The organism is Gordonia otitidis, from assembly GCF_020735545.1.
GTDB classification, from domain to species: Bacteria; Actinomycetota; Actinomycetes; order Mycobacteriales; family Mycobacteriaceae; genus Gordonia; species Gordonia otitidis.
The window spans coordinates 2631706-2658066 of record NZ_CP085974.1; the positions used below are offsets into that span (position 1 = coordinate 2631706).

Below are 26361 nucleotides of genomic sequence, written 5' to 3' on the forward strand. Positions count from 1 at the left end.
CTCGACTCAGGCAGTCTTCGACGCCAGAGCCTTCTTGCGACGCGTGAGCACACCCGCCGCACCTGCCGCAGACGCGATGAGTGCGGCGACACCCACGCCGTCGCGAGAGAGCGGGTGCTTGATGACGGCGTCGACGGAGTACCGACCCGGCCCGGTCAGCGCCAGAGCGGCAGAAGCGAGACCGAGGACCGCGGGAAACTCGAAACCGCCTTCCTGCGCGAAGAATCCGCTGGGGCGGTGGACGTCGGTTGCTGCGAGCATGGCCGCAGCGCCGGCCGCGGCAGCGACGCGCGTTCCCGCACCGAGCGCGACGAGTCCGCCTGCGGCCTCGCTGACGCCTGCGGCGACGGCCGAGGTCTTGGCGGGCTCGAAGCCCATGTGCTCCATGCCTGCCGCCGTGCCCTCAATGCCGGGGCCGCCGAACCAGCCGAGCAGCTTCTGTGCACCGTGTGCGAAAAGAGTTGCGCCGACTGCGACGCGCAAGGTCAGCAGACCGGCGTCGAGGGCTACGGAGCGTGAATCGGAATGTGACATGGCAGGGCCTTTCGTTGGTAGATCGCTAACGGGACTGTAGTCCGCTTAGCGCTTCGGCGTCCAAGTCGGGGCGGGAGACAATGCGCACACTCGTGACGGTCGTGCGACGCATGTTCAGCCGTGTGGCGGAATAGGCTGGCACCGAGGTGTGCCGGTGCCGCCTCGTGTCCGTCGACCGACGAGAAGGAGCCGAGATGACCGAGTTGCCAGAGATCACCGACGCCGAGATGCAGACCATCATCGAATACGCGCAGCCCTACACCGTGGCGATCCTCAAGGCCGGACCCAAGCACGGCACGCCGGAGTCGGCGGACCTGGTGAAAGAACACGGACGACGCACCTTCGCGCTACGGAAGGCCGGCGAAATCGCGGTGGTGCTCCCGGTGCGCGACGATTCCGAGATCAGCGGGATCGCCATATTCGACCGCGACGTCGACGCTGTCACCGCGATCATGAACGACGACCCGGCCGTGCAGGCCGGCGTGTTCACCTTCGAAGTCCACCCCGCTGAAGGCATCCCCGGCGACGGCCTCCCGCCGGCTCCGTAGGAACGCCGGCGGGCCGAGGCGCGCAGACTTGCGCGAACTTCGCTCAACTTTTTTCTCCGAATCGGGAACAACCCTCCACCCGGTGTAGTTGCACCTATCGAGAAACCTGAGTCTGGCAGACTCAAGTAGACTTGACGCGGTAGGACTCAACCAGTAGGACATGAGTCGGACGCACTGAAGTCTCACACGTTCCAGGCGCAGGTTTGCAACGACCAACCCCCAGGTCGTGCCGCGAGCTCGACCCGGGGACAAGAACTTGGGTGCACACCCACAAACTAGGAGGAAATAACAGATGTCTCGTGCTGTTGGAATCGACCTCGGCACCACCAACTCCGTGGTGTCCGTGCTCGAGGGCGGCGAACCGACTGTCATCGCCAACGCCGAAGGCTCACGGACCACTCCGTCGGTCGTGGCGTTCGCGCGCAACGGTGAGGTACTCGTCGGGCAGCCTGCCAAGAACCAGGCCGTCACCAACGTCGACCGCACCATCCGCTCGGTCAAGCGCCACATGGGCGACACCGACTGGAATGTCGAGATCGACGACAAGAAGTACACCCCGCAGGAGATCAGCGCCCGCACGCTCATGAAGCTGAAGCGCGACGCCGAGTCCTACCTGGGTGAAGACGTCTCCGACGCGGTCATCACCGTGCCCGCATACTTCAACGACTCGCAGCGTCAGGCCACCAAGGAGGCCGGACAGATCGCAGGCCTCAACGTTCTGCGTATCGTCAACGAGCCCACCGCCGCCGCTCTGGCGTACGGCTTGGACAAGGGCGAGAAGGAACAGACCATCCTGGTCTTCGACCTCGGCGGCGGTACTTTCGACGTCTCGCTGCTCGAGATCGGTGACGGCGTCGTGGAGGTCCGTGCGACCTCGGGCGACAACAACCTCGGTGGTGACGACTGGGATCAGCGCATCGTCGACTGGCTCGTGGAGAAGTTCAAGAGCAGCTCCGGCATCGACCTGACCAAGGACAAGATGGCCATGCAGCGTCTGCGTGAGGCTGCCGAGAAGGCCAAGATCGAACTGTCTGCCTCGCAGAGCACCTCGATCAACCTGCCTTACATCACCGTCGACGCCGACAAGAACCCGCTGTTCCTCGACGAGCAGTTGAGCCGCAGCGAGTTCCAGAAGATCACCTCGGATCTGCTCGAGCGCACGCGCGCCCCGTTCCAGGCGGTCATCAAGGACGCCGGCATTTCCGTCGGCGACATCGATCACGTTGTGCTCGTTGGTGGTTCGACCCGTATGCCCGCCGTCACCGATCTGGTGAAGGAGCTCACGGGTGGCCAGGAGCCCAACAAGGGCGTGAACCCCGACGAGGTCGTCGCGGTCGGTGCTGCTCTGCAGGCCGGCGTGCTCCGCGGTGAGGTGAAAGACGTTCTGCTGCTTGACGTCACCCCGCTGTCGCTCGGTATCGAGACCAAGGGCGGCGTGATGCACAAGCTGATCGAGCGCAACACCACGATCCCGACCAAGCGGTCGGAGACCTACACCACGGCCGAGGACAACCAGCCGTCGGTGCAGATCCAGGTCTACCAGGGTGAGCGCGAGATCGCTTCGCACAACAAGCTGCTCGGCTCCTTCGAGCTCGGTGGCATCGCCCCTGCGCCGCAGGGCGTCCCGCAGATCGAGGTGACCTTCGACATCGACGCCAACGGCATCGTGCACGTCACCGCGAAGGACAAGGGCACCGGCAAGGAGAACTCCATCCGCATCCAGGAGGGCTCGGGCCTGAGCAAGGACGAGATCGACCGGATGATCAAGGACGCCGAGGCCCACGCAGAGGAAGACCGCAAGCGTCGCGAGGAGGCCGAGACCCGCAACCAGGCCGAGTCGCTGGTCAACCACACCGAGAAGTTCCTCAAGGACAACGAGGACAAGGTTCCCGGCGAGGTCAAGGACAAGGTCAACGCTGCGATCTCCGAGGCCAACGAGGCGCTGAAGGGCACCGATATCTCGGCGATCAAGAGCGCGATCGAGAAGCTCTCGGCGGAGTCCCAGGAGATGGGCCAGGCGATCTACGCGGCATCGGCTGCGGAGTCGCAGAACGGCGCATCTGCTGAGGGTGCCACCGCTGACTCCGACAGCGACGTCGTCGACGCCGAGGTCGTGGACGAGCCCAACTCCGGGGACACCAAGTGACCTCACAGGAGCCCGAGCTCGACCCGGTCGACGTCGAAGTCGACGAGCCGATCACGGTCACCGACCGGCGGCGCATCGATCCCGAAACGGGTGAGGTGCGCCCCGGCGGTGCCGGTGAGGCACCGAGTTCGGAAGAGGCGAGCGCGGGTTCGGCCGAGGTGGCCGAACTCACCGCGGCCCTGCAGCGCGAGCGTGCGCAGTTCGCCAACTACAAGCGGCGGACCGAAGAAGAGAAGCAGGGACGCGTCGCCTACGGCAAGCAGATCCTGATCGACAAGCTGTTGCCGGTCCTCGACGACCTCGACCGTGCTCGTGAGCACGGCGATCTCGAGAGCGGACCGCTCAAGGGCGTGGCCGACAAGCTGATCGCCACGCTCGACGCCGAGGGGTTGACCAAGTTCGGCACACCGGGCGATGTATTCGACCCGGAACTGCACGAGGCCGTCCAAAACGACGGCAGCGGAGCAGAACCCGTTCTCGGCGCCGTCTACCGCAGCGGATACCGTCTCGGCGACAAGGTGATCCGTACAGCGATGGTCACGGTCACCGACCCGGACCCGGCGCAGCAAGCGGAACCGCAGAATCAGCAGAGTGGTGCACAATAAACACCTGCACATGCACCGATGGCGCGTCGCGTGAAATGACGCGGCGCGCCGTCGGCGCTGCACGGCTCCACCACACATCCAAGCTTTTCCACAATTCAAGACCAGACAACTTCACACAACCACGAAGGAGGTGACGTCTGGTGGCTCCACAACGAGAATGGCTCGAACACGACTTCTACAAGGACCTGGGCGTTGCTTCTGACGCTTCGGCTGAAGAGATCAAGAAGGCTTACCGCAAGCTCGCTCGCGAGCTGCACCCTGACGCCAACCCCGGCGACAAGGAAGCCGAAGAACGCTTCAAGCGGGTGTCCGAAGCCCACAGCGTGCTCTCCGATGCCGACAAGCGCAAGGAGTACGACGAGACCCGTGCCATGTTCGCGGGCGGTCAGTTCCGCGGCGGCGGCAACGGCTTTCCGGGAGGATTCCCCGGCGGGGGAACCCGATACTCGACGAACAACGGCGCCGACTTCAACATCGGCGACCTAGGCGACCTGTTCGGCGGCGGCGGCGAATCGAGCGGTGGCTTCGGCGACCTGTTCGACGGCTTGTTCAACCGCGGCGGGTCCCAGCGCGCCTCGACGGCCACCCGGCCGCGCCGCGGCAACGATCTCGAGACCGAGACCACGTTGTCGTTCAAGGACGCAGCAGTCGGCACGACCGTACCGTTGCGCGTGACGAGCCCGGCACCCTGCACGACCTGCCACGGAAGCGGCGCAAAGCCCGGGACCAGTCCCCGAGTCTGCCCGACCTGTAACGGGTCCGGGTTGGTGAGTCGCAATCAGGGCGCGTTCGGCTTCAGTGAGCCCTGCCAGGATTGCCAGGGCACGGGATCACGCATCGACGACCCGTGCACCGACTGCGACGGCTCAGGCGTCAAGGTCAGGGCGCGCACCATCAACGTGCGTATCCCGGCAGGCGTCGAAGACGGACAGCGGATTCGACTGGCGGGCCAGGGTGAAGCGGGTCGACGCGGCGCGCCGTCGGGCGACCTCTATGTCGTAGTCCACGTGACCGCCGACAAGATCTTCACCCGCAGCGGTAACGACCTGAAGGTGCAACTTCCGGTCAGCTTTTCCGAATTGGTGCTCGGCGCAACGGTTTCCGTGCCGACGCTCGAGGGGTCGGTGGGAGTCAAGATCCCGCCGAACACCACTGACGGACGCACACTACGCGTCCGTGGGCGAGGTGTACCGAAGCGTTCCGGCGGAGCGGGCGACCTCTTGGTCACCGTGAAGGTCGAGGTGCCGAGCAAGCTCGACGACGCCGCGACCGACGCACTCAAGTCCTACGCCGAGGCCGAGAAGGCCAGTGGCTTCGATCCCCGTGCAGGATGGGGGCGATGAGTCATGGCGAGTCGAGATTTCAGCGATCGGGACTACAGCGATCGGGACTTCGAGGACTCGGGCGCAACGTTCATGATCTCGGTGGCGGCCCAACTGGCCGGGATGCACGCGCAGACTCTGCGCACCTATGACCGTCTCGGGCTCGTCACACCTCAACGCACGACCGGAGGTGGTCGGCGGTACTCGACCCGTGACGTCGAACTCCTGAGAGAGATCCAACGCCTCTCACAGGAGGAGGGCGTCAACCTCGCCGGCATCAAACGCATCATCGACCTGACCAATCAGGTCGACGCACTGCAACAGCGAGTCGGTGAACTGCAGAATCAGGTCGAGCAATCCGCCCGCCGCGGCGGTGAGCTGGTGCCGGTACCGCGCACGAGTGCTCTCGTCGTGTGGCAACCGCGACGCGCCAAGCGTAAGGACTGACCCCGCCGCCTGACGCGACCTTCACCGGACAGGTGCCGGAGAGACGACGTTCAGAGTGACATGTGATCCCCGACGGCCCGTTGGCCGTCGGGGATCACACGTTAGGCTGGCACCTCGAAGCAACGTGGGGAGGGAACGGTGACACAGTCGACCGGCACACCGTCGACGGGCACACAGGCGACGGGGACACCGCCGGCAGCGCGCGCCGGTACCGGACCAGTGGTCCTCGGCGTGTCGGTCGTCGGCGACGAGATCGCCTCGGTCGTCACCCGCTCCGCCGGAGGTGGGGACGAGATCGCTGCGAGCAACCTCGTCGACCTGCCTGATCATCTTCCCGAATCAGCGGCCGCCGCGATCACAGAGTTGGTCGAGTCGGTCCCGTTCGAGGTCGATCACCTCGTCGTCTCCTGTACCCGGCCGAGCACCCGCGACTATCTCGCCCAGACGTTCACCCCCGGTCCGTCGACACCCGCCTGGTACCAGATCACCAGCGTCGACGACATCTCGACGGCGATGGTGGCGGTCGCCCTGAGGTCCCCGGGAGGCGCGGGCGCCACTGCGGTGGTGAACCTGGCCCGTCCCGGCCAACCCGCCGACGGCGTGTGCGTCGCGCTCGTCGACCACACCACCGGCCAGCTGCTCGACACGCGTGACAACTCGACGACCCAGGGAATTCCCGTCACCGACCCACAGGGTGCCGACGAATTGGCCCGCCTGATCCTGAGTGCCGACGGCGGATCGCGACTGAGTTCCGTCGTGTGCGTGGGTGCGGGCGCAGAGTTGCCCGGTGTTGCGCCCGCTCTCGAATATGCGCTCGCGCGTCCCGTGTCCATTGCCGAGATGCCCGCATTGGCACTTGCCGCGGGTGCTGCGGCAACGCCGGCGGCGACGACAGTCATGCCCGCAAGCGAATCGGTAGCCGGCGGTCACACAGCTGCCCCGATCAATGCCTCGCGCGATGCAACCGGACTGCGATGGTGGGCTCTGGGCGCGGTCATCGGGGTCGCCGTCCTACTCGGCGCGATCGGGCTGACAGCCCTGCACGCCAGCGGAGATGACAACAGCGCAACATCGGACTCGCCGGCGAGCACGGTGACCGTCACCGATACTCCGCAGCGCGCGACCGTCACGCGGCAGGACGATGCGGTCACCGAAACCGAAACCGAGACGCGGCGTGAGGTGCGCACCACGACCGTCACCCCGCCGACCGTCACCAGAACGACGGAGGCCCCGGCGGGAACGCAGACCGAGACGCAGACGGTCACCGACACCGCGACCGTCACCACCACAGTCACTGTCACCGAACAGTCTGGTGGTGGCGAGGGCGGCCAGGGTGGAGAGGGGACCGGTGGCTGAGAGGTCCACCCGTCTCAGTACACGGGGTCGGATTGGATCATGCTCGCACGGATACCGGCGATGATCAGTCTGCGACGAGTCGCGGTCACCATCTGTGGGGATCCGACGACGAGAGCCTGATGGTCGCTCCAATCCCGCTCTGCTGCAACAACTTCGGGAAGCATTCCGATACGATGGTCGACCCCGAGCTCTTCTGGCGACGCGATCGAGTTCAACCACCACGGGTCGGTGGTCTCCTGGGACACGGCGGTGATGCGCAACCACGGATTCGTCGACGCTATGCGCTGGAGTACGGCGAGATCGTAGAGTTCGCCGGGATAGCGCATGCCGTAGAAGACGTGGGTCGACGGTGAGTCGGCCCGCTTCGACATCTCGATGAGCAGAGCGCGCAATGGCGCGAGTCCGGTACCGCCGGCGACCATGAGAACCTCGCGGCCGGGTGCGATGTGCAGAGTTCCGTGATTCTGGGCCAACGTCCAGACATCGCCGACGCGGGTGGTCGAGACAATGGCAGAGCTGACCACACCACCCGGAATGGCGCGCACGTGGAATTCGATCTCGCCGTCGGGATTGGGCGGAATGGCAGGTGACAGATGTCGCCATTCGTGTGGCCATTGCGGAATCGCCACTTCGAGGAACTGTCCGACGGAAAACCGCAACGGACCGTCGCCGATGAGTCGCACGACGGCCAGGTCGCGCGTGATCCGATATTTTTCGACGACGCGCGCAGTCCAGGTGGGCGGTCCGGATGCCATCTCCGCGGCGCCCCGCATGACGCCGGTCGTCAACATCATCGCCTGGGTGACCGTCTGCTCGGTCTCGTCGTCCCAGTATCCGTCGAGCAGCTCACGGAATTCTCCGATCAGTGCTCTGCACATCAAGGGATAGTGCGCGGGCAGCACACCGAACTTGCGGTGATCGCGTCCGAGTTGGGCGAGGATCTCGACCAACTCGGTGTGGCCGTCATCAGCGGGGATGACTTCGAGCGTATGGTCGATGACTCCGAAGAACGCCTCGCGCAGGTGCGTCATGTGAGCGGGGAACAGATCGCGCAGGTCCGGGTCGAGGGCGAACAGGCGTGTGAAGACGCCGCGCGTGAACATGTCGGGGTCGCGACCCATCACCCGGCGCACGTGGTGCAGCACGTGCCGAGAGTGCCCGCCCATCCTCACCTCCGTTCATGCAGCGCCGTCGACAGCCCTCCATTGTGCCCTCTCGCCCGCTTCTGGTGTTCGAGGAGCAGGCGAGCGGTGCGTCGTTCGAAAAGAATCCGCATATGTGAACCGTCTATTCGATCCGAAAGCAGACGCGATATGGGACGCTGAATATGTGGGCTCCCTGGAAAACGTGGTCCCGGGAATCGTAGACGCGCACATGCTCCAGTGGAATCCGCGTCAGACTCCCTGGCGGGCAAAGGGCCTCGCGCGGGTGCGACGACTCACGCCGAGGCTCGGCGATCGCGCGTTCACCCTGCTGGTGTCCCAGTCCGACCGTGAGTACGTGTTGACACCGTCGGTCATCGCCCGAGCATACGAGACCGAACAGTACGTCAAAGACATCAGTGACGTGCCCGCCGTGGCCGGTGCCCGGATCGACACCGTGATCCTCGCCGACTCGCACTGGCGCGCCTATGCCGGTGATATCGACGCGATTCCCGACGTCGAGGACGAGGAACTCTCGGAGACCCGCTACGCGATCTCGCTTCCCTTCGGTCGCAACGGAGCCCCGAGGCTCGGGGGGCTCATCGTGCACGGCGATCCCCGCTCGCCGAACTTCGCAACCCAACTCGACGCCCAACTCGACATCACGCCCCTCGTGCGCGCTGTGCGGGTACTGGCGGCACGCCACCCCGATCCACGCATTCGTGACTCGACCCCCGTCGAAGGTCTTGTGGCCTCTGCGGCTGCACTTCGAGGCTACGGGGAGGCAGTGCGTCGAGGGCTCGTCCTCGAGGTGTTCGTCTACTCGCACCAGCTCTACGACGTGATCAGTCTGGCGCGTGAGTATCCGCAGGCGACGATCGTGGTCGACCATATCGGTGCTCCGGTGGGCGCGTTCGGGCCGATGGGTGCGCGGACCGGGAACACCGCAGCCGCGCGGGCGGACATCATGAGGCTGTGGCGTGAGCGTGTGGTGAGCCTTGCCGCCCAACCCAACATCGTGATGAAGCTGTCCGGTCTGGCCATGCCGGCTCTCGGTTACGGACACGACACGCGCGGCAACATCGGCAGCAGAGAGACACTCGCGCAGATGATCGGACCGCTCGTCGGACACATGGTCAGTCATTTCGGGTCGGAGCGGCTCGTGTTCGGCTCGAACTACCCGTTGGACCGCCCCAACGCGACGATGGGCATGCTCGTCGGTGCGCTCGCAGACGTCCTCGCGACCTGGGTGGACGACCTGACGCGAAGAGTGTTCCGCGACAACGCCCTTCGTGTGTACAGCATCGACGACGACCCGTCGGCGTAACGGATTGTCGACGTAGCGAATCGTCGACGTAGCGAATCGTCGTCGACGGTCATGCGTCGGACGTCGCAGGTCAGTCCCGCTCGTCCTCCGGGCCTTCGGGAACCGGAGGCTGCGGCATCACCGGATACTCACCGGTGTAACCCTGACGCTGTGCCGCGATGGCGAGCACCTTGGAGCGACAGCCGTACCACCCGGCGATGAGCAGGGGTATGCCAACGATGATCGCGATGAGATTCCAGTAGTTGTCATAACACATCAGCACGACCACCGCGGCCAGGAAGAGCAGCGTCGCGTAACTGGTGTACGGGGTTCCCGGCAGCCGGAACGCCGGGCGGGTGAGAATGCCCTTCTTCTCCCACCTGTAGAGCTGGATCTGACAGGCGACGATCATCCCCCACGTGGAGATGATGCCGAGCGCGGACAGGTCGAGTGCGATGTTGAACGCCTCGGACGGCACGAAGAGGTTGAGGATGACGCCGAGGAACGTCAGCGCACCTGTCAGCGCGATCCCGCCGAATGGCACTCCGTTTCGGTTCATCTTGCCGGTGAACGACGGTGCTGTTCCATTCAATGCCATGGAGCGCAGCGTGCGACCGGTCGAGTACAGGCCGGCGTTGAGGCTCGACATCGCCGCGGTGAGCACGACGAGGTTCATGATCCCGCCTGCGGCGGGGACGCCGATCTTCGAGAAGAAGGTGACGAACGGACTCTCGTCTGCCTTGTAGGTGGTGTAGGGCAACAGGAGAGCGAGGACGATCAGCGATCCCACGTAGAACACAGCGATGCGCAGGATCACCGAGTTGATGGCGCGCGGCATCACTTTCGCCGGCTCGGCGGTCTCGCCGGCAGCTGTGCCGACCAATTCGACTGCGGCATAAGCGAAGATGACGCCCGACGTCACGATCACCAGTGAGAACAGACCCGTCGGGAACAATCCACCGTTGTCGGAGATGACGCTGAATCCGGTCGACGTTCCCTGGATGTCGAAGCGTCCGGCGAGGAACACGATGCCTACGACGAGGAAGGTCACGAGTGCGGTGACCTTGATGATCGAAGCCCAGAACTCCATCTCGCCGAACAACTTCACGGAGATGATGTTCATGGTCAGGACGATGCACAGCGCGATGAGAGCGATCAGCCATTGCGGGATCGCACCGAACATTCCCCAGTAGTGCACGTAGAGAGCGACCGCGGTGACGTCGACGATCGCGGTGGCGGCCCAGTTGAAGAAATAGAGCCAACCGGTGACGAATGCTGTCTTCTCGCCGAAGAATTCACGCGCGTAGGAGACGAACGAGCCAGACGACGGACGGTGTAGGACGAGTTCGCCGAGCGCGCGGAGGATGAAGAAGACGAACACGCCGCACACGGCATAGGTGATGAACAGCCCGGGGCCTGCGTCGTGGAGGCGGCTGCCCGCACCCATGAACAGGCCGGTACCGATCGCCCCGCCGATCGCGATCATCTGGATCTGACGCGGTTTGAGGGCCTTCTGGTAGCCCTCCTCCTCGTGAGCGAGTGCTGAGTTGTCGTACTGCGTCGATGGTTCGGCTGTCATGGCTCCCCGTGCGCGTAAAGAACTGTGGACGTCGAGCCACGATAAGTGCTTCGGGATACGGCAACATGACGCCGAATGTTAAAGATTCTTTGTCCCGCCGGGCGTTGACATGGCTGTCTGCGGGACCAATTGCGTTGTCGCATAATCTGACCGGCGGTCGGATGTCCGAATTAACACGGGTATCCGATGTGGTGGGCGTCACATTCACCTGGGTGGGTGCCGCTTCGCCGATGTCAGAGCCGACGCCAGGGTCGGCGTGGAGTGGTCGGTTGCGGAACCGGGACATCGCGCAGATTGCGGGCGACGATGTCGGCGAATTCGGTGCATGTCGAGTAACGGTCGGCGGGATCCTTCGCCAGAGCCTTGGCGAACACCGAGTTGAGCGCCGAGGGGAGCCACGGTCGACGACGGGTCAGCAGCGGCGGATCGTCGCGCAGGTGTGCGTTGGTGATGGCGAATGCCGTCGCACGCGGGAAAGGAGGTGCACCGGTGAGCAATTCGGTCAGCGTGCAGGCGAAGGCGTATTCGTCGGTTGCGGGTGAGAGTTGTCTTGCCGTGAGCAGCTCAGGCGAGGCGTAGGCGATGGACCCCTGTACCCGGCCGTTGCGAGCAAGGGGGCGGTTGTCGTCGATGAGTTGCGCGATACCGAAGTCGGAGAGCAGTGCATCGGTGTCGGCTCGGGTCGACGTCAGCAGGATGTTGGCGGGCTTCACGTCGCGATGGAGCACCTCGCGGCTGTGAGCGAAATCGATCGCAGCGGCACTCTGTTGCGCCACACGGACGATGGTCGGCACCTCGGGTTCGGTCGTGGGCGACGGGATCAGTGCCGTCGCCGCTGGGCCGTCGACATATTGCATGGCGATCCACAGGGTCGGCGGAACCCGATCCGCGGGCAGACCGAGTGCCTGTGCCCGGCGGATCGCCTGCGAGTCGGGCGGGATCTCTCCACGCGTGTACATGGTGACGATGTTCGGGTGATCGAGCAGCGACGCGATGGTGAACTCGCGCTCGAAGCGTTCGGCAGCCCGTGTGTTGCCGGTCTCGTCAGAGTGCAGCACCTTCAGCGCCTCGGGCCGACGGTCGTCGCCGCGGTGGACGCGGTACACGTCGGCACTGCTACCGCTACCCACCAGCGCGTCGATGGTGTAACCGGCTACGTCACTTCCCGGCTCGTACACCTCGTCAGGGTATCCGCGCGATGGCGGGCGGGTGAAATGGTCCACGGGTGAGCGGCCTCGCGTCGCGTCGTCGACGATCTGCGGATTCCTCAGTCCTCGAAGTCGGGCAACGGTGACACTCCCTGAGCCTAGGCTTGGACTTCATGAGCAGTGCACCACTCGATGAACTGATCGCAACGCTTGGCGACCAGATGGTCGTGACAGATCCGGACATTCTCGCGGGGTATCGCCGGGATCGTGCCAACGACCCGGATGCGGGAACGCCGATTTCGCTGGTGAGGCCCACTGCGACAGCTGAGGTCCAGGAGGTGGTGCGGTGGTGCGGACGGCACGGGATTCCGCTGATCACCCGTGGTGCCGGGACCAGTTTGTCGGGAGGGTCGACCGCGGTCGACGGAGCTTTGATGCTCTCCACCGAGAAGATGCGGAATCTGGCGATCGACACCGCGACCCGCACGGCCGTCTCACAACCGGGGCTGCTGAACTCAGAGGTCAAGGCGGCTGCGGCAGCTCACGGCCTCTGGTATCCGCCCGATCCGTCGTCGTTCGAGATCTGTTCGATCGGCGGCAACGTGGCCACCAACGCCGGCGGTCTGTGTTGCGTGAAGTACGGCGTCACCACCGACTACGTACTCGGGCTCGAGGTGGTGCTCGCCGATGGCCGCGCGATCAGGGTCGGCGGCAAGCAGTTGAAGGATTCGGCAGGGCTGCCGCTGACGAAGCTGTTCGTCGGCAGTGAGGGTCTGCTGGGCATCATCACGGAGGTCACGTTGAGACTGCTCCCACCGCAGGCCTCGGCGTGCACGGTCGTCGGCTCTTTCGCCTCGGTGCACGACGCGAGCGAGGCTGTGCTCGCGATCACCGCGCAGATCCGACCGGCGATGCTCGAATTCATGGATTCGGTGTCGATCAACGCCGTCGAGGACATGCTCAAGATGGGACTCGACCGACAGGCGGGCGCGCTGCTGGTCGCACAGTCAGACGCCCCGGGTCCCGCGGGCGTCGCCGAGGTGGAGTTGATCGAGAAGGCGTTCTCCGACAACGGCGCCACCGAGGTGTTCGCGACCTCCGACCCCGCAGAGGGTGAGGCGTTCACCGCCGCGCGGCGGGCGGCGATTCCGGCCGTGGAGAGGCTCGGGTCGTTGTTGCTCGAAGACGTCGGTGTGCCGCTACCCGCACTACCCGAACTGATCGACGGGGTGGCGGCCATCGCCACGGAGAACGAGGTGATGATCTCGGTGATTGCGCACGCCGGTGATGGCAACACCCACCCGCTGATCGTGTTCGATCCGTCGGACGTCGATGAGAGTCGCCGCGCCCAGGCGGCCTTCGGCCAGGTGATGGATCTGGCCATCGGTCTGGGCGGGACCATCACTGGTGAGCATGGCGTCGGACGGTTGAAAAAGGCGTGGCTGCCTGATCAGCTGGGAGCCGACGTCATGGAGCTGACCGCAACGATCAAGGCCGCTCTGGACCCGCAGGGGTTGCTCAACCCGGGAGTGCTTCTGTGATCGCGAGACTTCTGGGACTACTAGGAACTTCTGGGACCACGAGAAAACGGTACCGGTCCGCATGTCGCAGCGCCCCCTCTGTGCTGCGACATGCGGACCGGGATCGAGCACAGCTGACGTCTTCGAGAATGGAAGGCGCTGACTCCAAGTTCGTACCGCTGAGCACACTGTAATCACGTTTTGCACAACCATCCATCGAGAATATCCGGATAATTGTCAACTTCTGATTGATAATAGGGGCTATGACCAGTTCATCGGAGCGTGACCTGGACCTTCGGCGTCTCAGAATGTTCGTCGAAGTGATCGAGGCGCCATCACTGCGCGTCGCCGCCGAGCGTCTGTTCATCTCGCAGCAGGCACTGTCATCGGCGATCAAGGACCTCGAGCGGCAGCTGGGTGTGCAGCTGTTCTCCCGGTCGCGCCGATCACTGACGCCGACGGCTGCCGGGACGGCACTGTACGAGGGTTCGGTTCCGCTGCTCGCAGGCGGCACGCACCTCGCGTCGGAGGTGCGGATGGTCGACGCCCAGAATCCCGATCCGTATGTGATCGGGTACACACAGGGACTCGCGCCGTCGGAAGTGTTCCAGGTCATAGAGGGCGCGGTCCAACAGGACGCGTCTATGCCGATCACGGTGCGCCCGGTCGCCGCGGAGTTCATCCGTGAGGAACTCCTCGCCGGCAGCATCGATCTCGCACTCGCCCGCACGGTGGAGGCTCCGCCCGACCTCGCCGGCGCCATCGCGACCAGTCACGAACTGCGTCTTGCGGTCAACGCGCGCCACCCGCTCGCCGCACATGAGACGTGTGCGATGAAGGATGTCGCATCCTGTCAGATCGTCATCTCCGAGCTCGAACCCGACTACACGAACATGATCGTGTCGTACTGCCGACGCGCAGGGTTCGAACCCGAGATCATCGTCTCGAACCTGCGCGGCACACCGCCGCACACCTCTGTGATCGCCCATCCGCAGGCTGTCGCGTTCGTGACCAACCAGCCGGGCTGGCTCTACGACGACCAGATTCGCGTCATTTCGTTCGACAACCCGCCGATGACCCCTGTCATGGCGATGTGGTTGCCGAACACGGCGCCGAGGATGCGCAACCGCATCCTCGACGCCGTCGGGGTCAGTGCCGCTGCAGAATCGCAGTGAGGTCTGCGCCCACGGGTAGCGTTCCGTACTCCGCTCCACGGTCAGCGCCGAGTCGTGCAGCGATGAATGCCTCGGAGACCGGCGTAGGCGAGAAGCGAACCAGCAGTGATGCTTCGAGAGCAAGTGCCATGGATTCGACGACGCGGCGTGCGCGGCGTTGTGCGGCGGAGGGATCGAGTCCGACCAACTCGCCGAGTTCGGTGCGCACGCGGTCGAGATGGGCGTCGAGAACCGGATCGGCACCACGTGCGAGGTTGATCTCGGCATCGAACGCTGCGAGCGATTCAGGCTCGCGCGTCATCGCGCGCAGGACATCGAGCGCGATGACGTTGCCCGAGCCCTCCCACACCGCCATGACCGGTTGCTCGCGGTAGCGCATCGCCAGCGGGAAGTCCTCGGTGTAACCGTTTCCGCCGAGGCACTCCAGCGCCTCGTACGAGTGGTGGGGGCCGCGTTTGCAGATCCAGTACTTGGCGACCGCGGTGGCCAGGCGGCGAAAGGCCCGCTCCTGATCGGTCGCGTCCTCATCATGGGCGCGGGCCAGACGCATCGCGGTCACCGTTGCTGCTTCGGACTCGAGGGCGAGGTCGGCGAGGACAGCGGTCATGGCGGGCTGATCGGCCAGTGTGGCGCCGAATGCCGCTCGGTGGCGGGCATGCCACACTGCTTCGGCAACCGACTGGCGCATGCCCGCCGTGCTGCCGAGCACGCAGTCGAGGCGGGTCTGCGCCACCATCTCGATGATCGTCCGCACCCCGCGGCCCGGCTCGCCGACCATCAGTGCGACGGTGCCGTCGAGTTCGATCTCACTCGACGCGTTGGATTTGTTGCCGAGCTTGTTCTTGAGGCGCTGGATGCGGAACGAATTGCGCGTACCGTCGGGCAGGATGCGTGGCAGCAGAAAGCATGAGAGTCCTTCGCCGCCAGCACCTTCGGCTTGGGCGAGCACGAGGAAGGCGTCGGACATGGGGGCCGAGCAGAACCACTTGTGTCCGGTGAGGAGGTACTCGGCGCCGGGGCCGCCTGCGCCGACGGGTCGGGCGACGGTGGTATTGGCGCGAACGTCGGAGCCACCCTGCTTCTCCGTCATCGACATGCCGAAGATGGCCGACGACTTGTCAGCGGAAAGGTCGGGGGAGTAGCTGCGCGACAACGCTTTCGGCACCCACTGTGCGGCCACGTCCGGCTGCAGTTCCAACGACGGGATCACGGCGTGTGTCATCGACACCGGGCAGGCGTGTCCCGGCTCGATCTGTCCGAACAGCATGAAGATCGCTGCGCGGGCCACGTGTGACCCCGGCTGAGGATCGGCCCAGCAGCGTGTGTGCGCGCCGTGCTCGACCGCCGCGGAGATGATGCGATGGTAGCTGGGGTGGTACTCGACCTCGTCGATCCGGTTGCCCCAGCGGTCGAAGGTGTGCAGTTCCGGAGTGATCGTGTTGGCGAGCTTGGCCTCGTGCTGAAACTGCTCGGTACCCACCAGCGCGCCGACCTCGCGGAGTTCGTCTGTGGCCCAGCCGGCGTCGTGACGGTTGACGGCCTCGACGAGCACCGTGTTCAGCTCGTACTCGTTGACGTCGGTGCGCGGGGCGGACTGGTTGAACACGGTGTGTGTCAGGTGCGGTTGCGGATGTGTGGTGGGGGTTGTGGAGGTCATGGTTGGTGCCTTTCTCAGACCAGGTGTGGCTGTGTGCGTTCAGGCCGTGGTCGACAGTTCGGGTGTGTTGATCAGGTGCTTCTGGATCTTCCCGGTCGGCGTGCGCGGAAGCGACTGTGCGACATGGAATTCGCGCGGGATCTTGTAGCGGGCGAGACGATCGGCCAAGAACGTCGTGAGATCCTCGGGCACATCGTCCGCACCGTCGATGCGGACGAGGTGCGCGATCACGGTCTGGCCCCACTCCGGGTGCGGACGTCCGACGACTGCCGCTTCGGCGATGGCGGGGTGGGCGGTCAGCGCGTCCTCCACCTCCTTGGAGTACACGTTCTCGCCACCGGTGATGATCATGTCCTTGGTGCGGTCGACGATGAAGAGGTAGCCGTCGTCGTCGACGCGCGCGAGGTCGCCGGTGTGGTACCAGCCGTCGGCATCGATCGCGGCGCGGGTGGCCTCCGGGTCGTCGAGGTATCCGATCATGGTGGTCGCGCTGCGAATCCATATCTCGCCCACCTGGTTCGCACGGGCGTTCTCACCGCTCGCGGAGACGACCCGCACGTCGACTCCCGGGAGGCCGACTCGTCCGATCGAGCCCGCTTTGCTCACCTGCTCGTCGGGGTAGAGAACCGAGCCGACCGGGCCGGTCTCGGTCATGCCGTATACCTGGAAGAAGTTGTCGCTGCGGTATCCGGCCGCGAGTCGTTGTGCCACCTCGGGGCCGATCGGACCGCCGCCGTACAGCCACGCGCGCGCAGAGGACAGATCGTAGTCGGCGAAGTCGGGTACCGAGTTGAGTGCGGTTGTGTAGATGACCGGCGGCCCGAAGCACAGTGTGATCCGTTGTGCGGCAGCGGTATCGAGGAACTTGACCGGGTGATACTCGCGCTGCAACACGACGGTTCCGCCCACGTACAGGGTGCCGAGAAGCCAGTTGTTCAGCGGCGACGCGTGCCAGATGGGCACGCTCATCAGGAGTCGTTCATCGCGCGTCATCGACAAGCCGATCACGGCGGTCATCGCGGTGAGTGTGACCGTACGGTGCGTGTGCACACAACCCTTCGGAAGTCCGGTGGTGCCCGAGGTGTACAGGATCTCAGCGATCGTGTCGTCGGCCAACTGCGCCTGCTCTGCAGCGGGGAGGGGAGTGGCTGCGGCAACCGCGTCCTCGAGGTGCGGGACGTCGGGCACTGAGGTGTCGGTGGTCATGATGCTGACGTCGATGCCTTCTGTTCCGGCGTGTAACGAGCCGTCGACCACCAGAAGCGACGATCCGGAATGTCCGATGATATGGGCGACCTCCGGTGGGGCCAGCTTGTGATTGATCGGGACGATCGTTGCACCCACACGCCACGCGCCGAGCATGGCGATGACGAAACCCGTTGTGTTGTAGCACATGAGGGCGATGCGGTCGCCCGAGGTCAGCCCGTGACCGGCGAAAACAGTCGCCGCGCGGCGGCTCTGATCCACGAGCTCGGCGTAGGTGAGTGAATCCCCTTCACCTGTGATGAGCACTTCCTTGGTTGGGAATTTGGTTGCTGCACTGTCGAATGCGGCGAGTATGTCCACGAGTGACCTCTTCGTTGTGGTGTGTGCGGGGTGGTCGGACCGGTCACGACGCGTCTGTGGTGGGGAGACTGGCGTCGAGCACGCTGTCGGGGATGCCGAGGTTTGCGAAGATCACCGTGACGGAGTCGGTCAGTGACGGCCCCAGTGAGTCGTCGGTGGCCGACTTCTGGACGGCGAGTCCGAAGATCGCCGACCAGAACGCCTTGGCCTCGACGTCGATCGAGGCACGCAGTTGCCAACCGGTGCGCACGAGCTTCTGCATGAGGGCTTCCTCCCCGCGTTCGTGCAGGGTATGAAGCGTTGTGGTGATGAGCTCACGCAGATCGTCTCGGCGTGACACCAAGAGCATTGCGGTGGTGAACATCTCGACGCCGCGCAGTTCCGGCCCGAGCAGCGTGGTCACCAGTGTCTGTGCGTACTCACGCACGGTTTCGGTGGTTTCGGCTGCTTCCTCTGCATGGCGTCCGGCGCGTAGAACCGCAGCGCACGCAACCTCGACGAAGAGTTGCTCCTTGGAACCGAAGTAATAGGTGACCTGGTTGGGGAATGTCCCCGCCCGCTCGCAGATCTGCGCGACCGATGCGGTCTCGCCCTGCTCGCGGAAGACCTCGTCAGCGGCGCGCATCAGCACGAGGCGGGTCTGCTTACCCGCGGTACGTGTTGCGCGCTGCGTCGCACGAGGCGACGACGAACGAGGTGGCACCCTGACTCCGTGTTTGTATGACGAACAAGTTTGTATGTTCGACAATAAACCGCGGCTCGACGCGGGTCAAGGGAGGTGTGAGATCCGCGCCTAGTTTGAATATTCCGGATCTATCGTGACCTTGTTTGTACTTGTCCGCGTGTATCGGGCCCGACGGTCGGGCGTCGACGTCTGGCGCCGCGGAGCGGTCCGGTGTGGTCGAGTCAGCCGACGAGGCTACATTCCGCGAGCGTGCGTTTGAGCGGGGTTAAAGGCGCAGTACTGAAAGCGACGGACCTTCAACCCCGTGGTTCCGGGCAGTGAAACGTCGCGAGACCAGCCGCCTTCTCGCGCGCTGTATTGGGGTCCTCGTCGAAAGAACAGTAGGCGGTTGGAAGAAGAAAAATGTCGAATTGTGCTGCGGGACAACGGAGATAAGAAGGCTATGAGGGGCCTGGGGGCACTCCTATATACGTCACCAATGGTGAGTGTACCGGGCGATGGCAGTTCGACCGAGAGCGGAAGCGAGAGGGCCCGTTGCTTGTTCTGCAGCCATAAACTCTCTCACTCAGCGTGGTCGACCGTCTGTGGGCGGCGTGGACAGGACTGCCATCGCGCGGAGCTTTGACGAGATCGCGTGCCACGGCCGGGTCAGGAGGAGGTGAACCGGTGCGTCGGGGCGCCCGGCGGATGGGTCAGTTCCGGACGCGACTGAGACGTTCCCATCAGATAGTCGTTGCGGAGCAACGCAGTCGCGACGACCCTGCTCGGAGGACCCAACGGTCCGACCACCACATAGCGCGGCACAACCGTAAGAATGCCACTCTGAGGGACCGAAACCGATCCCGGCGAGGTCGAATCCGGAATAGATCAAATCCCCGAAGAACTGGGGGCCATTGTTTCGATGCCGAGCAGACTTGTTCACTCAACGTCGAAGAGTCACCAGCTCGCCTAGATGTACTGACCGGGGACGTTGATCAATCGTGAGAAGGGCGGCTGGCCTCCGCAGGCGGTGTGTGGTCGGTGCTGGTTGTACTCGTGGAGCCAGTCGGGGAGGGCATCGCGGCGTTCGTTCTCGCTCGTGTAGCAGCGCGCATACGCCCAACCGTCGGCCATGGTGCGGTGAAATCGCTCGACCTTGCCGTTGGTCTGTGGGCGGTATGGCCGCGTTCGCTTCGGAGTGATCGATAGGGCCTCGCACGTGTCTCGCCACAGGTGAGAACGGTACGCACCACCGTTATCGGACAAGATGCGCTCAATTGCGACCCCTCGGTCGGCGAACCACTCGACCGCTCGATGCAGGACTCCGACGGCGGTGACAGCGGATTCGTCGTTGTGAACCTCGGTGTAGGCGACGCGCGAGTGGTCATCGATGATGGTGTGCACGAACGCATACCCGAGCTTGGGGTTGCGCCACTTGTTCTTCGGCTTGCCGGGAGTGACGGCACGATTCCTCGATCCTTGACGTCGCCCGGCGTATCGCCAGCTCCCACCGTCGGGGATGTTCCCAAGCTTCTTGACGTCCACGTGCACGAGCGAGCCAGGGTGGTCGTGTTCGTATCGGCGGATCGGCTCGCCGGTGGCACGGTCGACGTAGGAAAGTCGATTCATGCGCGCGGTCGTGAGGATACGGTGGACCGTGGCCGGGGCGATGCCGAGTCGGGCTGCGAGTTGAATAGGCCCTTCCCTCAGGCGCATTCGTAGGCTCACGCACCGTTTTGTCGTCTTCTTGCTCGTCTTGTTCGGCGAAGACTTCGGCCGTGACGACCGGTCCTGCATCGGCTCGCCAGCAAGGTAGCGGTCGACCCACCGCTTCACGGTTGGCCACGACACCTGGAAGCGGGCAGCAACTTCGCTGATCGGCCATCCTTCCTCGATGACGAGGCGTGCGACTCGTAGACGATGACGTGGGGTCAGCGCGGCATTGCGATGACTCAAAGTGCCTCCTGAGATAGATCGGTGGCCGGCCGCGTTTGCGACCGGCCACCGGATGATGGAATTGGAGTAGAGATCTCTACTCGGCGCCTTGCGCTGCATGGAAGGTGAGTGCTGGCTCGAGCCAGGACTCGAGCCCAGGTCCCTGGAGTGCGGCCTGCTCGACGCTGATCCAGCCGTCGCCCATGGGGCGATCTGCGCCCATGAGCGCAGGGTGAGCACCAGGGCGGGTGAGCAGGTCTTCCGCGTCAGTGGGGTCGATGCGTAGCAGGAGCGTCCCTTCCCGACGAGCGGCGACAACCATCCGGTCCTCGACCATGAACGACACTCCCCCGAACATCGACACCTCACGAGGGTTGCGAGCTCTTAGCGCGTCACGAACTCGCTCGACCAGGTCCTTCTGTGCCGTCATCGTCCACCCTTCTCGATGTACTCGGGGCCGCTGTAGTGAAGGTTCAAGGACGCGATGCGTCCGCCGTCGAAGGTGAAGAACTCCGCGAAGGTCATGGGACCGCCGGGCATGGTCGCCGTGTAGAGCACGGCGGAGCTGTTAGTGCCGTGCACGTCGTGGATGATCTCGATCTGCTTGACCGTCGCGATGAACCCGGCGACCCCGCCCAGGAAGCCATCGGTGGCGTCGGGGAGGTGTCCAGCGAGGGAGCCCGTGAAGTCGAGGTGGTCATCCAGCAGAGGCCGTAGGTCAGCCCCGTCCTGGTAACTGTCGATGCCGGACTCGAGGATCCGGTAGTAGTCCTTGAGTGTCTGAGGTGCGGCAGAAGACAGGGTGGCGGGCATGGCTCTCCTTGGTGTGAGAATGGTGCTTGATACTTTCAAGCAGGCACTTGATAAAGTCAAGGGGGTTCAGGTGAAGTCCTACGGACAGCTTTGCTCGATCGCTCGCGCCCTGGATGTCGTCGGTGACAGGTGGACTCTCCTGATCGTGCGTGAGCTGCTGATCGGGGGAGCATTGCGCTTTGGTGAAGTCCAGCGCGGCCTGCCTGGCATCGCGACGAACCTGCTCACCCAGCGCCTGCGGGACCTCGAGACCAACGGTGTCGTCGCCCGCGAGCCCGCCCCAGGAATCCCGGGCACGCCAACGTATCGGCTTACCGAGCGTGGCCGGGCCCTGGACGGAGTGCTGCGCGAGCTTCTGAAGTGGGGTGCACCGACGGTTCCAGAGGCGCCGAGTGATGCGATCTTCCAGATGCACTGGCTCAGCCAACCGGCACGCTTCCTCCTCGCGGATCACAGACCGGACGAGCCACCGATCGTGATCCGGTTCGGCACCTTCGACGACGGCTTCGACCTCACCGCCGCCGACGGGACCATCACGGTGAACCCTTGCCAGCGCGATGTCAGCCCCCTGGCGCGTGTTGCAGGCCCCGGGCCGGTACTGGTTGCCCTCCTGCAAGGCGCAATGCCTCTGCCCGCCGCTATCGCGCATGGCGTGGATGTCACCGGCGATGCCGCGACCCTGACGCGAGTTCTACCGGCGCCGCAAGCGTCGACTAACGTCCCCGGTCAGTACATCTAGACCAACATCCGCGCGGCGAATGGCGCGCAGTGCAATGTCCGAGCACTCTGATACCACTAACAGACCACCAGCCGATGAGGAGACATCATGGTCGACGCGATCGACAACATGCTCGCCCACGCCAGCTTCGGCGCGGTGTTCCTCACCGTGTGGCTCATGCTCGGTGCGGCGACGTTCGCGTTCAGCGTCCTCGTCGGGTTCCTCGTGCGCCGACCCCGCCCGGGTCACTGGCTGGCGCCGATCGGCCCGGGCTACCGGCCGCGGTGGGTTCCCGCGCGGACCTGGAGCCCGATCCTGCTGCGCGCTGCGTTCGCCGCCGCGGTCGTGATGTTCTTCCTGCTGCCGCTGCTTATGCTCGCGGCGTTCGCCGGCGTCGCCGGCACCAGTGCCCGCCACACCCCGTCGGCACCCACCAGGTGGTGACCTCGCTCTAGCGGCCCCGACCGCGCGGCCGATCCGGCCGCGACTGGATTGATGCGCTCTGCTCGCCGCGCCCCCGGTAAGGCCGTGAGGCGGCGATCTGTCCGGACGGGCCGGCCATCGGGCCCGCGGCCGCAGCCTCCGACCGGAACGTTTCTGCGGTTCCCCCGGCCCGTCGGTGCATGATCATCGCCCGGAACACTGCGGCCGCTTTCGCGGGATCTCGGGTGTCTTGGGTGGCGGCCAGGGACCCCGGCGCGGTGTCGCCCAGGCGCACCACCCCGGGTGCAAGCTCGGCGGCGAGGAACGATGAGTCGGTGGTGGCCATCGCGACGTGGCGGGCGGCGTGCACCGCGGCGGCGTCGATGACGCGCCAGTCGATGTCCCATCCGGCGTCGGCGAGGTAGCGGTGGAAGAACACCCGCTGGCTTCTGGAGTTCCCGTCGATGAACGGGTGAACACCGGTCAGCTCACCCCAGTGATGGGCGGTTGTGGCGATCGCTGATTCCCGGTCGACGGGGGAGGGCCGCTCGGTGGTGATCCCGCCGAACACCCGGTGCAGCTCGCCGGCCAGGAACGCCGGCCGACAGTGCGCCATACCCATCGCCTGGGTGTCGGTAGAGCGCAGCTGCCCGGCCCATGGGTAGACGTCGTGGAGAATCCAACCGTGGATGTCGCGCAGGGTGTCGAACGTGAAGTCACCGCCGGCAATCGCGGGATTTTGCTCGAGCTCGGCCACCCGGACGTAGGCCATGCGGCGCTCGAACTCCTCGAGGTCGGTGACAGACGAGAGGCCGGGCAGGTTGTCGCGAACCTGCCCGGCCTCGTCGCCGGATGATGAGGACGTGGTCACTAAGAGTGGCGTGACCGGATTTCGGCGAGAACCCTGGCGGCTTCCTGCTCGGGGGTGGTCTCGCCGCGCAGCACGCGCAGGGCGGCGGCCCGGTCAGCATCGGTAGCCACCATGCCAGCCATTTCGTGGCCGGCATCGGCGGCGGCGAGGATCTGTTCATCGGTGCGTGTGGTGGTGGCCATCAGCAATCACCTTCCTGTGGTGGTTCACGGTTGATTCTACCTGCTCACCGGGTGTTACCGGGGCTATCGGTCATGGTGGTGTCCTCACTCGAACAGTGGTGGTTGCGTGGCGGCGGCCGCGGCGTCGCTGCGGGCGATGTAGGTGGCGATCCAGTTCTGGATCTCAGGCAGCGACACGTTGAATTCGTCGGCGACCGCGGCCAGGGGCAGGCCGTCGATCTTGTGGAGGTCGTGGGCGAGGCGCTGACGGTATTCGTCTGTTTCGTGGCCGTATTCGGTGTCGGTCATGGTCATTGTCATCACTCCACTTCGGTGAGGGCTTGGCGGCGGGTGAGCCATTCGGATTCGGCGCGTTGCTGGTATCGGGTGAGCTGCGCCCAGTGCCCGGACAGTTCCTCGATCGGTGCTTCTTGGCGGCGCTGGTCCATCGCGGTGAGCAGTGCGGTGTAGCCGCGGCGGTACCACCCGTCGATGACGCAGATAGCGAGGTAGGGCACCTGGCCGGCAACAGCGACCGGCCGGTGGGTGGGAGCGACCAGGCTGAGCATGGTCTGCTGGGCGCTTCGGGTGCTGAACTCGCCCTGCCCACCGGTCGCCAGCAACTGCGCATTGACCAGAGCAGGAGAGGGTGCGGCGTTCGTGGCGACGGCGGCGATCGCTGCGAAGATACGTGCGTGTTGGGGAATCCAGAAGTGTTTGGTGTCGAGCTGGGCGGTCACGGCGCGTGCGATGGCCGGCGGAGCCCACATCAGCGCGGACAGTAGTTCCTGTTCGAGGTCGGTGGCGACGTCGATCTCCGCTTCGGGGTCGTCTCCGAGTGATCCGACTGAGGTGTAGGCGTCGTCCTCGACGAGGTCGTCGACGTCGGCCGACGGGATCTCCTCGACGGGTAGCTCGCTCAGTGTGGCGGTCATGTCGTCGTCACTCCTGTCGGGGTCCGGGTCGATGGGGTCCATGAGGGAAATTGTCAGGCAGCTACGGCGCGGGTGGCGTCTTCGTGGGCGAGGCGCTTGTCATCAATTGCCATGCCAGATCAGTCCTTTCACGCGGCCTGGGCGGCAAGTGACTTGATGTGGTCCAGGCGGAAGCCTCCCCAATGCTGTTCGCCGGCGACGACGACGGGGGCCTGGAGGTAGCCGAGTGACAGGACGTAGTCACGGGCGTCGGAGTCCTGGGTGACGTCGACCACGCGGTAGGTCAATCCGTGCTTGTCGAGGGCTTTGTAGGTCGCATTGCATTGCACACATGCGGGCTTGGAGTAAACGGTGATGTCGGGGTCCTCATTCATTTTCTGTGACCTTCTTTCGGGGAGCGTGAACGTCTGTGATATACGTTCGATTATATCTCGTATTGTGTTGCGGCACAACATGTATTGCCCATTTTGTGATGTCTTAATGTGTCTTTTCCTGTTGGCTGCCGATCACGTGCGAGTTGTGTTTCTGTCCATGTAATGGAGCCGGGTAATTGGCGCGAAATAAGCGGTATTGAGCGGTAGCGAAATGGAGCGCGTGCCAATCAGTTGGTGGAATGTAATTGACAGGGGCGCGGCTCGTGCTTGTGATAATCCGGCGGTCAGGGAAGGCCATCGCGCGCGGCGTGTGGCGACCACGCGTGACTGCCTGGCGCGGGCTCGATGCCCGCGCCAGGCAGATCCGGCACGGCCCGGCCACCTGGGAGGGGTGGCCGGGCGTTGCTGGGTTAGGGGGTCTCGTTGTTGTCGGTGTGTGGTGGGCGGTGGCCTTGGATTTCTTGGTAGGGGATGGTGCGGCGGATGAGGCGGCCGCCGTAGGGTGCGGGGGTTTCGACGCTGACGGTTTTGGCGTTGGCGCGGACGACGGGGACCCAGCCGTGGAAGCGGATCTTCACCTGGTCGCCTTTGGCGATGGTGTCGCGGCTGTAGTCGCCGGTGTGGCCGGCGGCGATCTGGTCGGCGCGGACGGCGCGCCAGTAGGCGATGTCGTCGGCGCGTTGGGCCATGCGCTCGGTGATGGCTTGGCGGTAGTCGCCGGTGGCGGCGGTGGTGGTTTCGGTGAGTTTCTGGCCTCCGGGGAGGTTGGCGACGGTGCGGGTGTGGCCGTCGAGTCGGCGTTGGTCGGCGCGTTGTTCGGCTTCGAGTTTGTCGATGCGGTTGGCGACGGTGACGGGGTTGTAGCGGTGTTCGGTTGTGCGGCTGGCTACGTGGGCGCGGCGTTCGGCTTCGTCGGCGTCGTTTTGGGCGTGCACTGCGGTGCCGATGCTGTTCCATGCTTTGTCGAGTGCGTTGCGGTGTCGGCGTTCGCTGTGGTGGCCGACGTGGACGGGTTCGCCGAATGGTGGGAGTGCGGCGGTGGCGTCGTGGTGGCGTTGCCATGCGGTGTCGGCCTGGTCGTGGCGGCGTGCTGCTTTGGCGTCGAGGGCGTCGGCGCGGTCTTGTTGGCGTTGGGCGCGGTCGGCTTCGACGGTGGCGGTGTCGCGGTGGGTGTTGTCGATGTCGAGGGTGACGGTGTGGCCTGCTTGTTCGAGGGCGGCGCGGGCGCGGTCGATGATGTGGGTGTTTGGTTGGCGGTCGCGGCTGTGGGGGATTCCCCAGGTGCCGAGTGTGCGAAACCACCGCCACCCGGCGCTTTTCAGGAGCGCATTTGTGCCGTCGCCTTTGCTGGTGCCGTCGATGAGGGTTCCGTCGGCGTGGGTGTGGGTGATGGTGAGGTCAGCCATGTCGGGGGTC

Annotated in this window: 27 protein-coding genes; 11 read left to right on the top strand and 16 right to left on the bottom strand. The window is 64.9% G+C overall.

What is annotated here, in order from left to right; genetic code table 11:
• Window positions 1-6: 6 nt before the first annotated feature.
• Window positions 7-534 (bottom strand): DoxX family protein, encoded by a 528-nt coding sequence (locus LK459_RS11980; protein WP_227918545.1) that lies wholly within the window; start codon window positions 532-534, stop codon window positions 7-9.
• Between the two features lie 194 nt (window positions 535-728).
• Between LK459_RS11980 and LK459_RS11985 the strand changes: the two genes are divergently transcribed.
• From LK459_RS11985 to LK459_RS12010, 6 genes are all read left to right on the top strand, one after another.
• Window positions 729-1082, top strand: coding sequence for a YciI family protein (locus LK459_RS11985; RefSeq protein ID WP_227918547.1), 354 nt, complete (start codon window positions 729-731; stop codon window positions 1080-1082).
• Between the two features lie 292 nt (window positions 1083-1374).
• Window positions 1375-3228 (top strand): molecular chaperone DnaK, encoded by a 1854-nt coding sequence (gene dnaK, locus LK459_RS11990; protein WP_007238607.1) that lies wholly within the window; start codon window positions 1375-1377, stop codon window positions 3226-3228.
• Window positions 3225-3833: a nucleotide exchange factor GrpE gene (gene grpE / locus LK459_RS11995; RefSeq protein ID WP_227918548.1), complete on the top strand. Its 609-nt coding sequence runs from the start codon at window positions 3225-3227 to the stop codon at window positions 3831-3833. The genes dnaK and grpE overlap by 4 nt, the downstream gene beginning before the upstream one ends.
• 140 nt (window positions 3834-3973) lie before the next feature.
• Window positions 3974-5176: a molecular chaperone DnaJ gene (gene dnaJ / locus LK459_RS12000; protein WP_007238609.1), complete on the top strand. Its 1203-nt coding sequence runs from the start codon at window positions 3974-3976 to the stop codon at window positions 5174-5176.
• Window positions 5177-5179: 3 nt separating this feature from the next.
• Window positions 5180-5602 (top strand): heat shock protein transcriptional repressor HspR, encoded by a 423-nt coding sequence (locus LK459_RS12005; protein WP_007238610.1) that lies wholly within the window; start codon window positions 5180-5182, stop codon window positions 5600-5602.
• A 138-nt stretch (window positions 5603-5740) separates the two neighbouring features.
• Window positions 5741-6958, top strand: a complete 1218-nt coding sequence (locus tag LK459_RS12010; RefSeq protein ID WP_227918550.1) for a hypothetical protein — start codon at window positions 5741-5743, stop codon at window positions 6956-6958.
• 14 nt (window positions 6959-6972) lie between these two features.
• On the opposite strand, the gene LK459_RS12015 is transcribed toward LK459_RS12010, so the two are convergent.
• On the bottom strand, window positions 6973-8124 hold the full coding sequence (locus LK459_RS12015) for an FAD-binding oxidoreductase (protein ID WP_227918551.1): 1152 nt from the start codon (window positions 8122-8124) through the stop codon (window positions 6973-6975).
• 163 nt (window positions 8125-8287) lie between these two features.
• On the opposite strand from LK459_RS12015, the gene LK459_RS12020 reads away from it, so the two are divergent.
• On the top strand, window positions 8288-9427 hold the full coding sequence (locus LK459_RS12020) for an amidohydrolase family protein (RefSeq protein WP_227918553.1): 1140 nt from the start codon (window positions 8288-8290) through the stop codon (window positions 9425-9427).
• Between the two features lie 70 nt (window positions 9428-9497).
• Here LK459_RS12020 and LK459_RS12025 read toward each other — a convergent pair whose 3' ends face one another.
• Complete coding sequence (locus LK459_RS12025; protein ID WP_007238614.1) at window positions 9498-10985, bottom strand: amino acid permease; 1488 nt, start codon at window positions 10983-10985, stop codon at window positions 9498-9500.
• Window positions 10986-11218: 233 nt separating this feature from the next.
• Window positions 11219-12163 carry a serine/threonine-protein kinase gene (locus tag LK459_RS12030; protein WP_227918555.1) on the bottom strand — a complete coding sequence of 315 codons (945 nt, stop codon included), beginning with the start codon at window positions 12161-12163 and terminating at the stop codon, window positions 11219-11221.
• Window positions 12164-12306: 143 nt separating this feature from the next.
• On the opposite strand from LK459_RS12030, the gene LK459_RS12035 reads away from it, so the two are divergent.
• Window positions 12307-13674: an FAD-binding oxidoreductase gene (locus tag LK459_RS12035; RefSeq protein WP_227918556.1), complete on the top strand. Its 1368-nt coding sequence runs from the start codon at window positions 12307-12309 to the stop codon at window positions 13672-13674.
• 287 nt (window positions 13675-13961) lie between these two features.
• On the top strand, window positions 13962-14828 hold the full coding sequence (locus tag LK459_RS12040) for a LysR family transcriptional regulator (protein ID WP_007238617.1): 867 nt from the start codon (window positions 13962-13964) through the stop codon (window positions 14826-14828).
• Here LK459_RS12040 and LK459_RS12045 read toward each other — a convergent pair.
• The 6 genes from LK459_RS12045 to LK459_RS12070 all read right to left on the bottom strand — a co-directional run bounded on the left by LK459_RS12045 (window position 14803) and on the right by LK459_RS12070 (window position 21463).
• Complete coding sequence (locus tag LK459_RS12045) at window positions 14803-16485, bottom strand: acyl-CoA dehydrogenase family protein (protein WP_227918558.1); 1683 nt, start codon at window positions 16483-16485, stop codon at window positions 14803-14805. The two genes, LK459_RS12040 and LK459_RS12045, sit on opposite strands and share 26 nt — an antisense overlap.
• A 39-nt stretch (window positions 16486-16524) precedes the next feature.
• The gene (locus LK459_RS12050; RefSeq protein WP_227918560.1) at window positions 16525-18051 is read right to left on the bottom strand and encodes a class I adenylate-forming enzyme family protein; all 1527 of its coding nucleotides are present in this window, start codon (window positions 18049-18051) and stop codon (window positions 16525-16527) included.
• Between the two features lie 43 nt (window positions 18052-18094).
• Complete coding sequence (locus tag LK459_RS12055; RefSeq protein WP_227923714.1) at window positions 18095-18676, bottom strand: TetR/AcrR family transcriptional regulator C-terminal domain-containing protein; 582 nt, start codon at window positions 18674-18676, stop codon at window positions 18095-18097.
• A gap of 1008 nt (window positions 18677-19684) precedes the next feature.
• The gene (locus LK459_RS12060; RefSeq protein ID WP_227918561.1) at window positions 19685-20671 is read right to left on the bottom strand and encodes an IS481 family transposase; all 987 of its coding nucleotides are present in this window, start codon (window positions 20669-20671) and stop codon (window positions 19685-19687) included.
• A gap of 76 nt (window positions 20672-20747) precedes the next feature.
• Complete coding sequence (locus LK459_RS12065; RefSeq protein WP_005177612.1) at window positions 20748-21080, bottom strand: TfoX/Sxy family protein; 333 nt, start codon at window positions 21078-21080, stop codon at window positions 20748-20750.
• Entirely contained in the window at window positions 21077-21463 is a 387-nt protein-coding gene (locus LK459_RS12070; protein WP_005177618.1) for a nuclear transport factor 2-like protein, read from the bottom strand. Before LK459_RS12070 ends, LK459_RS12065 begins: the two co-directional genes overlap by 4 nt.
• 19 nt (window positions 21464-21482) lie before the next feature.
• Between LK459_RS12070 and LK459_RS12075 the strand changes: the two genes are divergently transcribed.
• Window positions 21483-22202: a winged helix-turn-helix transcriptional regulator gene (locus tag LK459_RS12075; RefSeq protein ID WP_064865733.1), complete on the top strand. Its 720-nt coding sequence runs from the start codon at window positions 21483-21485 to the stop codon at window positions 22200-22202.
• An 87-nt stretch (window positions 22203-22289) separates the two neighbouring features.
• A complete protein-coding gene (locus LK459_RS12080; protein WP_005180278.1) occupies window positions 22290-22625 on the top strand; it encodes a hypothetical protein in 336 nt (111 codons plus the stop codon).
• A gap of 7 nt (window positions 22626-22632) precedes the next feature.
• Here the strand turns inward: LK459_RS12080 and LK459_RS12085 are convergent, their stop codons facing one another.
• From LK459_RS12085 to LK459_RS12110, 6 genes are all read right to left on the bottom strand, one after another.
• Window positions 22633-23475, bottom strand: a complete 843-nt coding sequence (locus LK459_RS12085; protein WP_005180276.1) for a Fic/DOC family protein — start codon at window positions 23473-23475, stop codon at window positions 22633-22635.
• Complete coding sequence (locus LK459_RS12090; protein WP_040519563.1) at window positions 23475-23657, bottom strand: hypothetical protein; 183 nt, start codon at window positions 23655-23657, stop codon at window positions 23475-23477. Before LK459_RS12090 ends, LK459_RS12085 begins: the two co-directional genes overlap by 1 nt.
• Window positions 23658-23741: 84 nt before the next feature.
• Window positions 23742-23951, bottom strand: a complete 210-nt coding sequence (locus LK459_RS12095) for a hypothetical protein (RefSeq protein ID WP_005180271.1) — start codon at window positions 23949-23951, stop codon at window positions 23742-23744.
• A 5-nt stretch (window positions 23952-23956) separates the two neighbouring features.
• Complete coding sequence (locus LK459_RS12100) at window positions 23957-24613, bottom strand: DnaB-like helicase N-terminal domain-containing protein (protein WP_005180269.1); 657 nt, start codon at window positions 24611-24613, stop codon at window positions 23957-23959.
• Window positions 24614-24699: 86 nt separating this feature from the next.
• A complete protein-coding gene (gene nrdH, locus LK459_RS12105) occupies window positions 24700-24945 on the bottom strand; it encodes a glutaredoxin-like protein NrdH (protein WP_005180267.1) in 246 nt (81 codons plus the stop codon).
• 410 nt (window positions 24946-25355) lie between these two features.
• Window positions 25356-26351, bottom strand: a complete 996-nt coding sequence (locus tag LK459_RS12110) for a DUF3560 domain-containing protein (protein ID WP_049701078.1) — start codon at window positions 26349-26351, stop codon at window positions 25356-25358.
• Window positions 26352-26361: the final 10 nt, after the last annotated feature.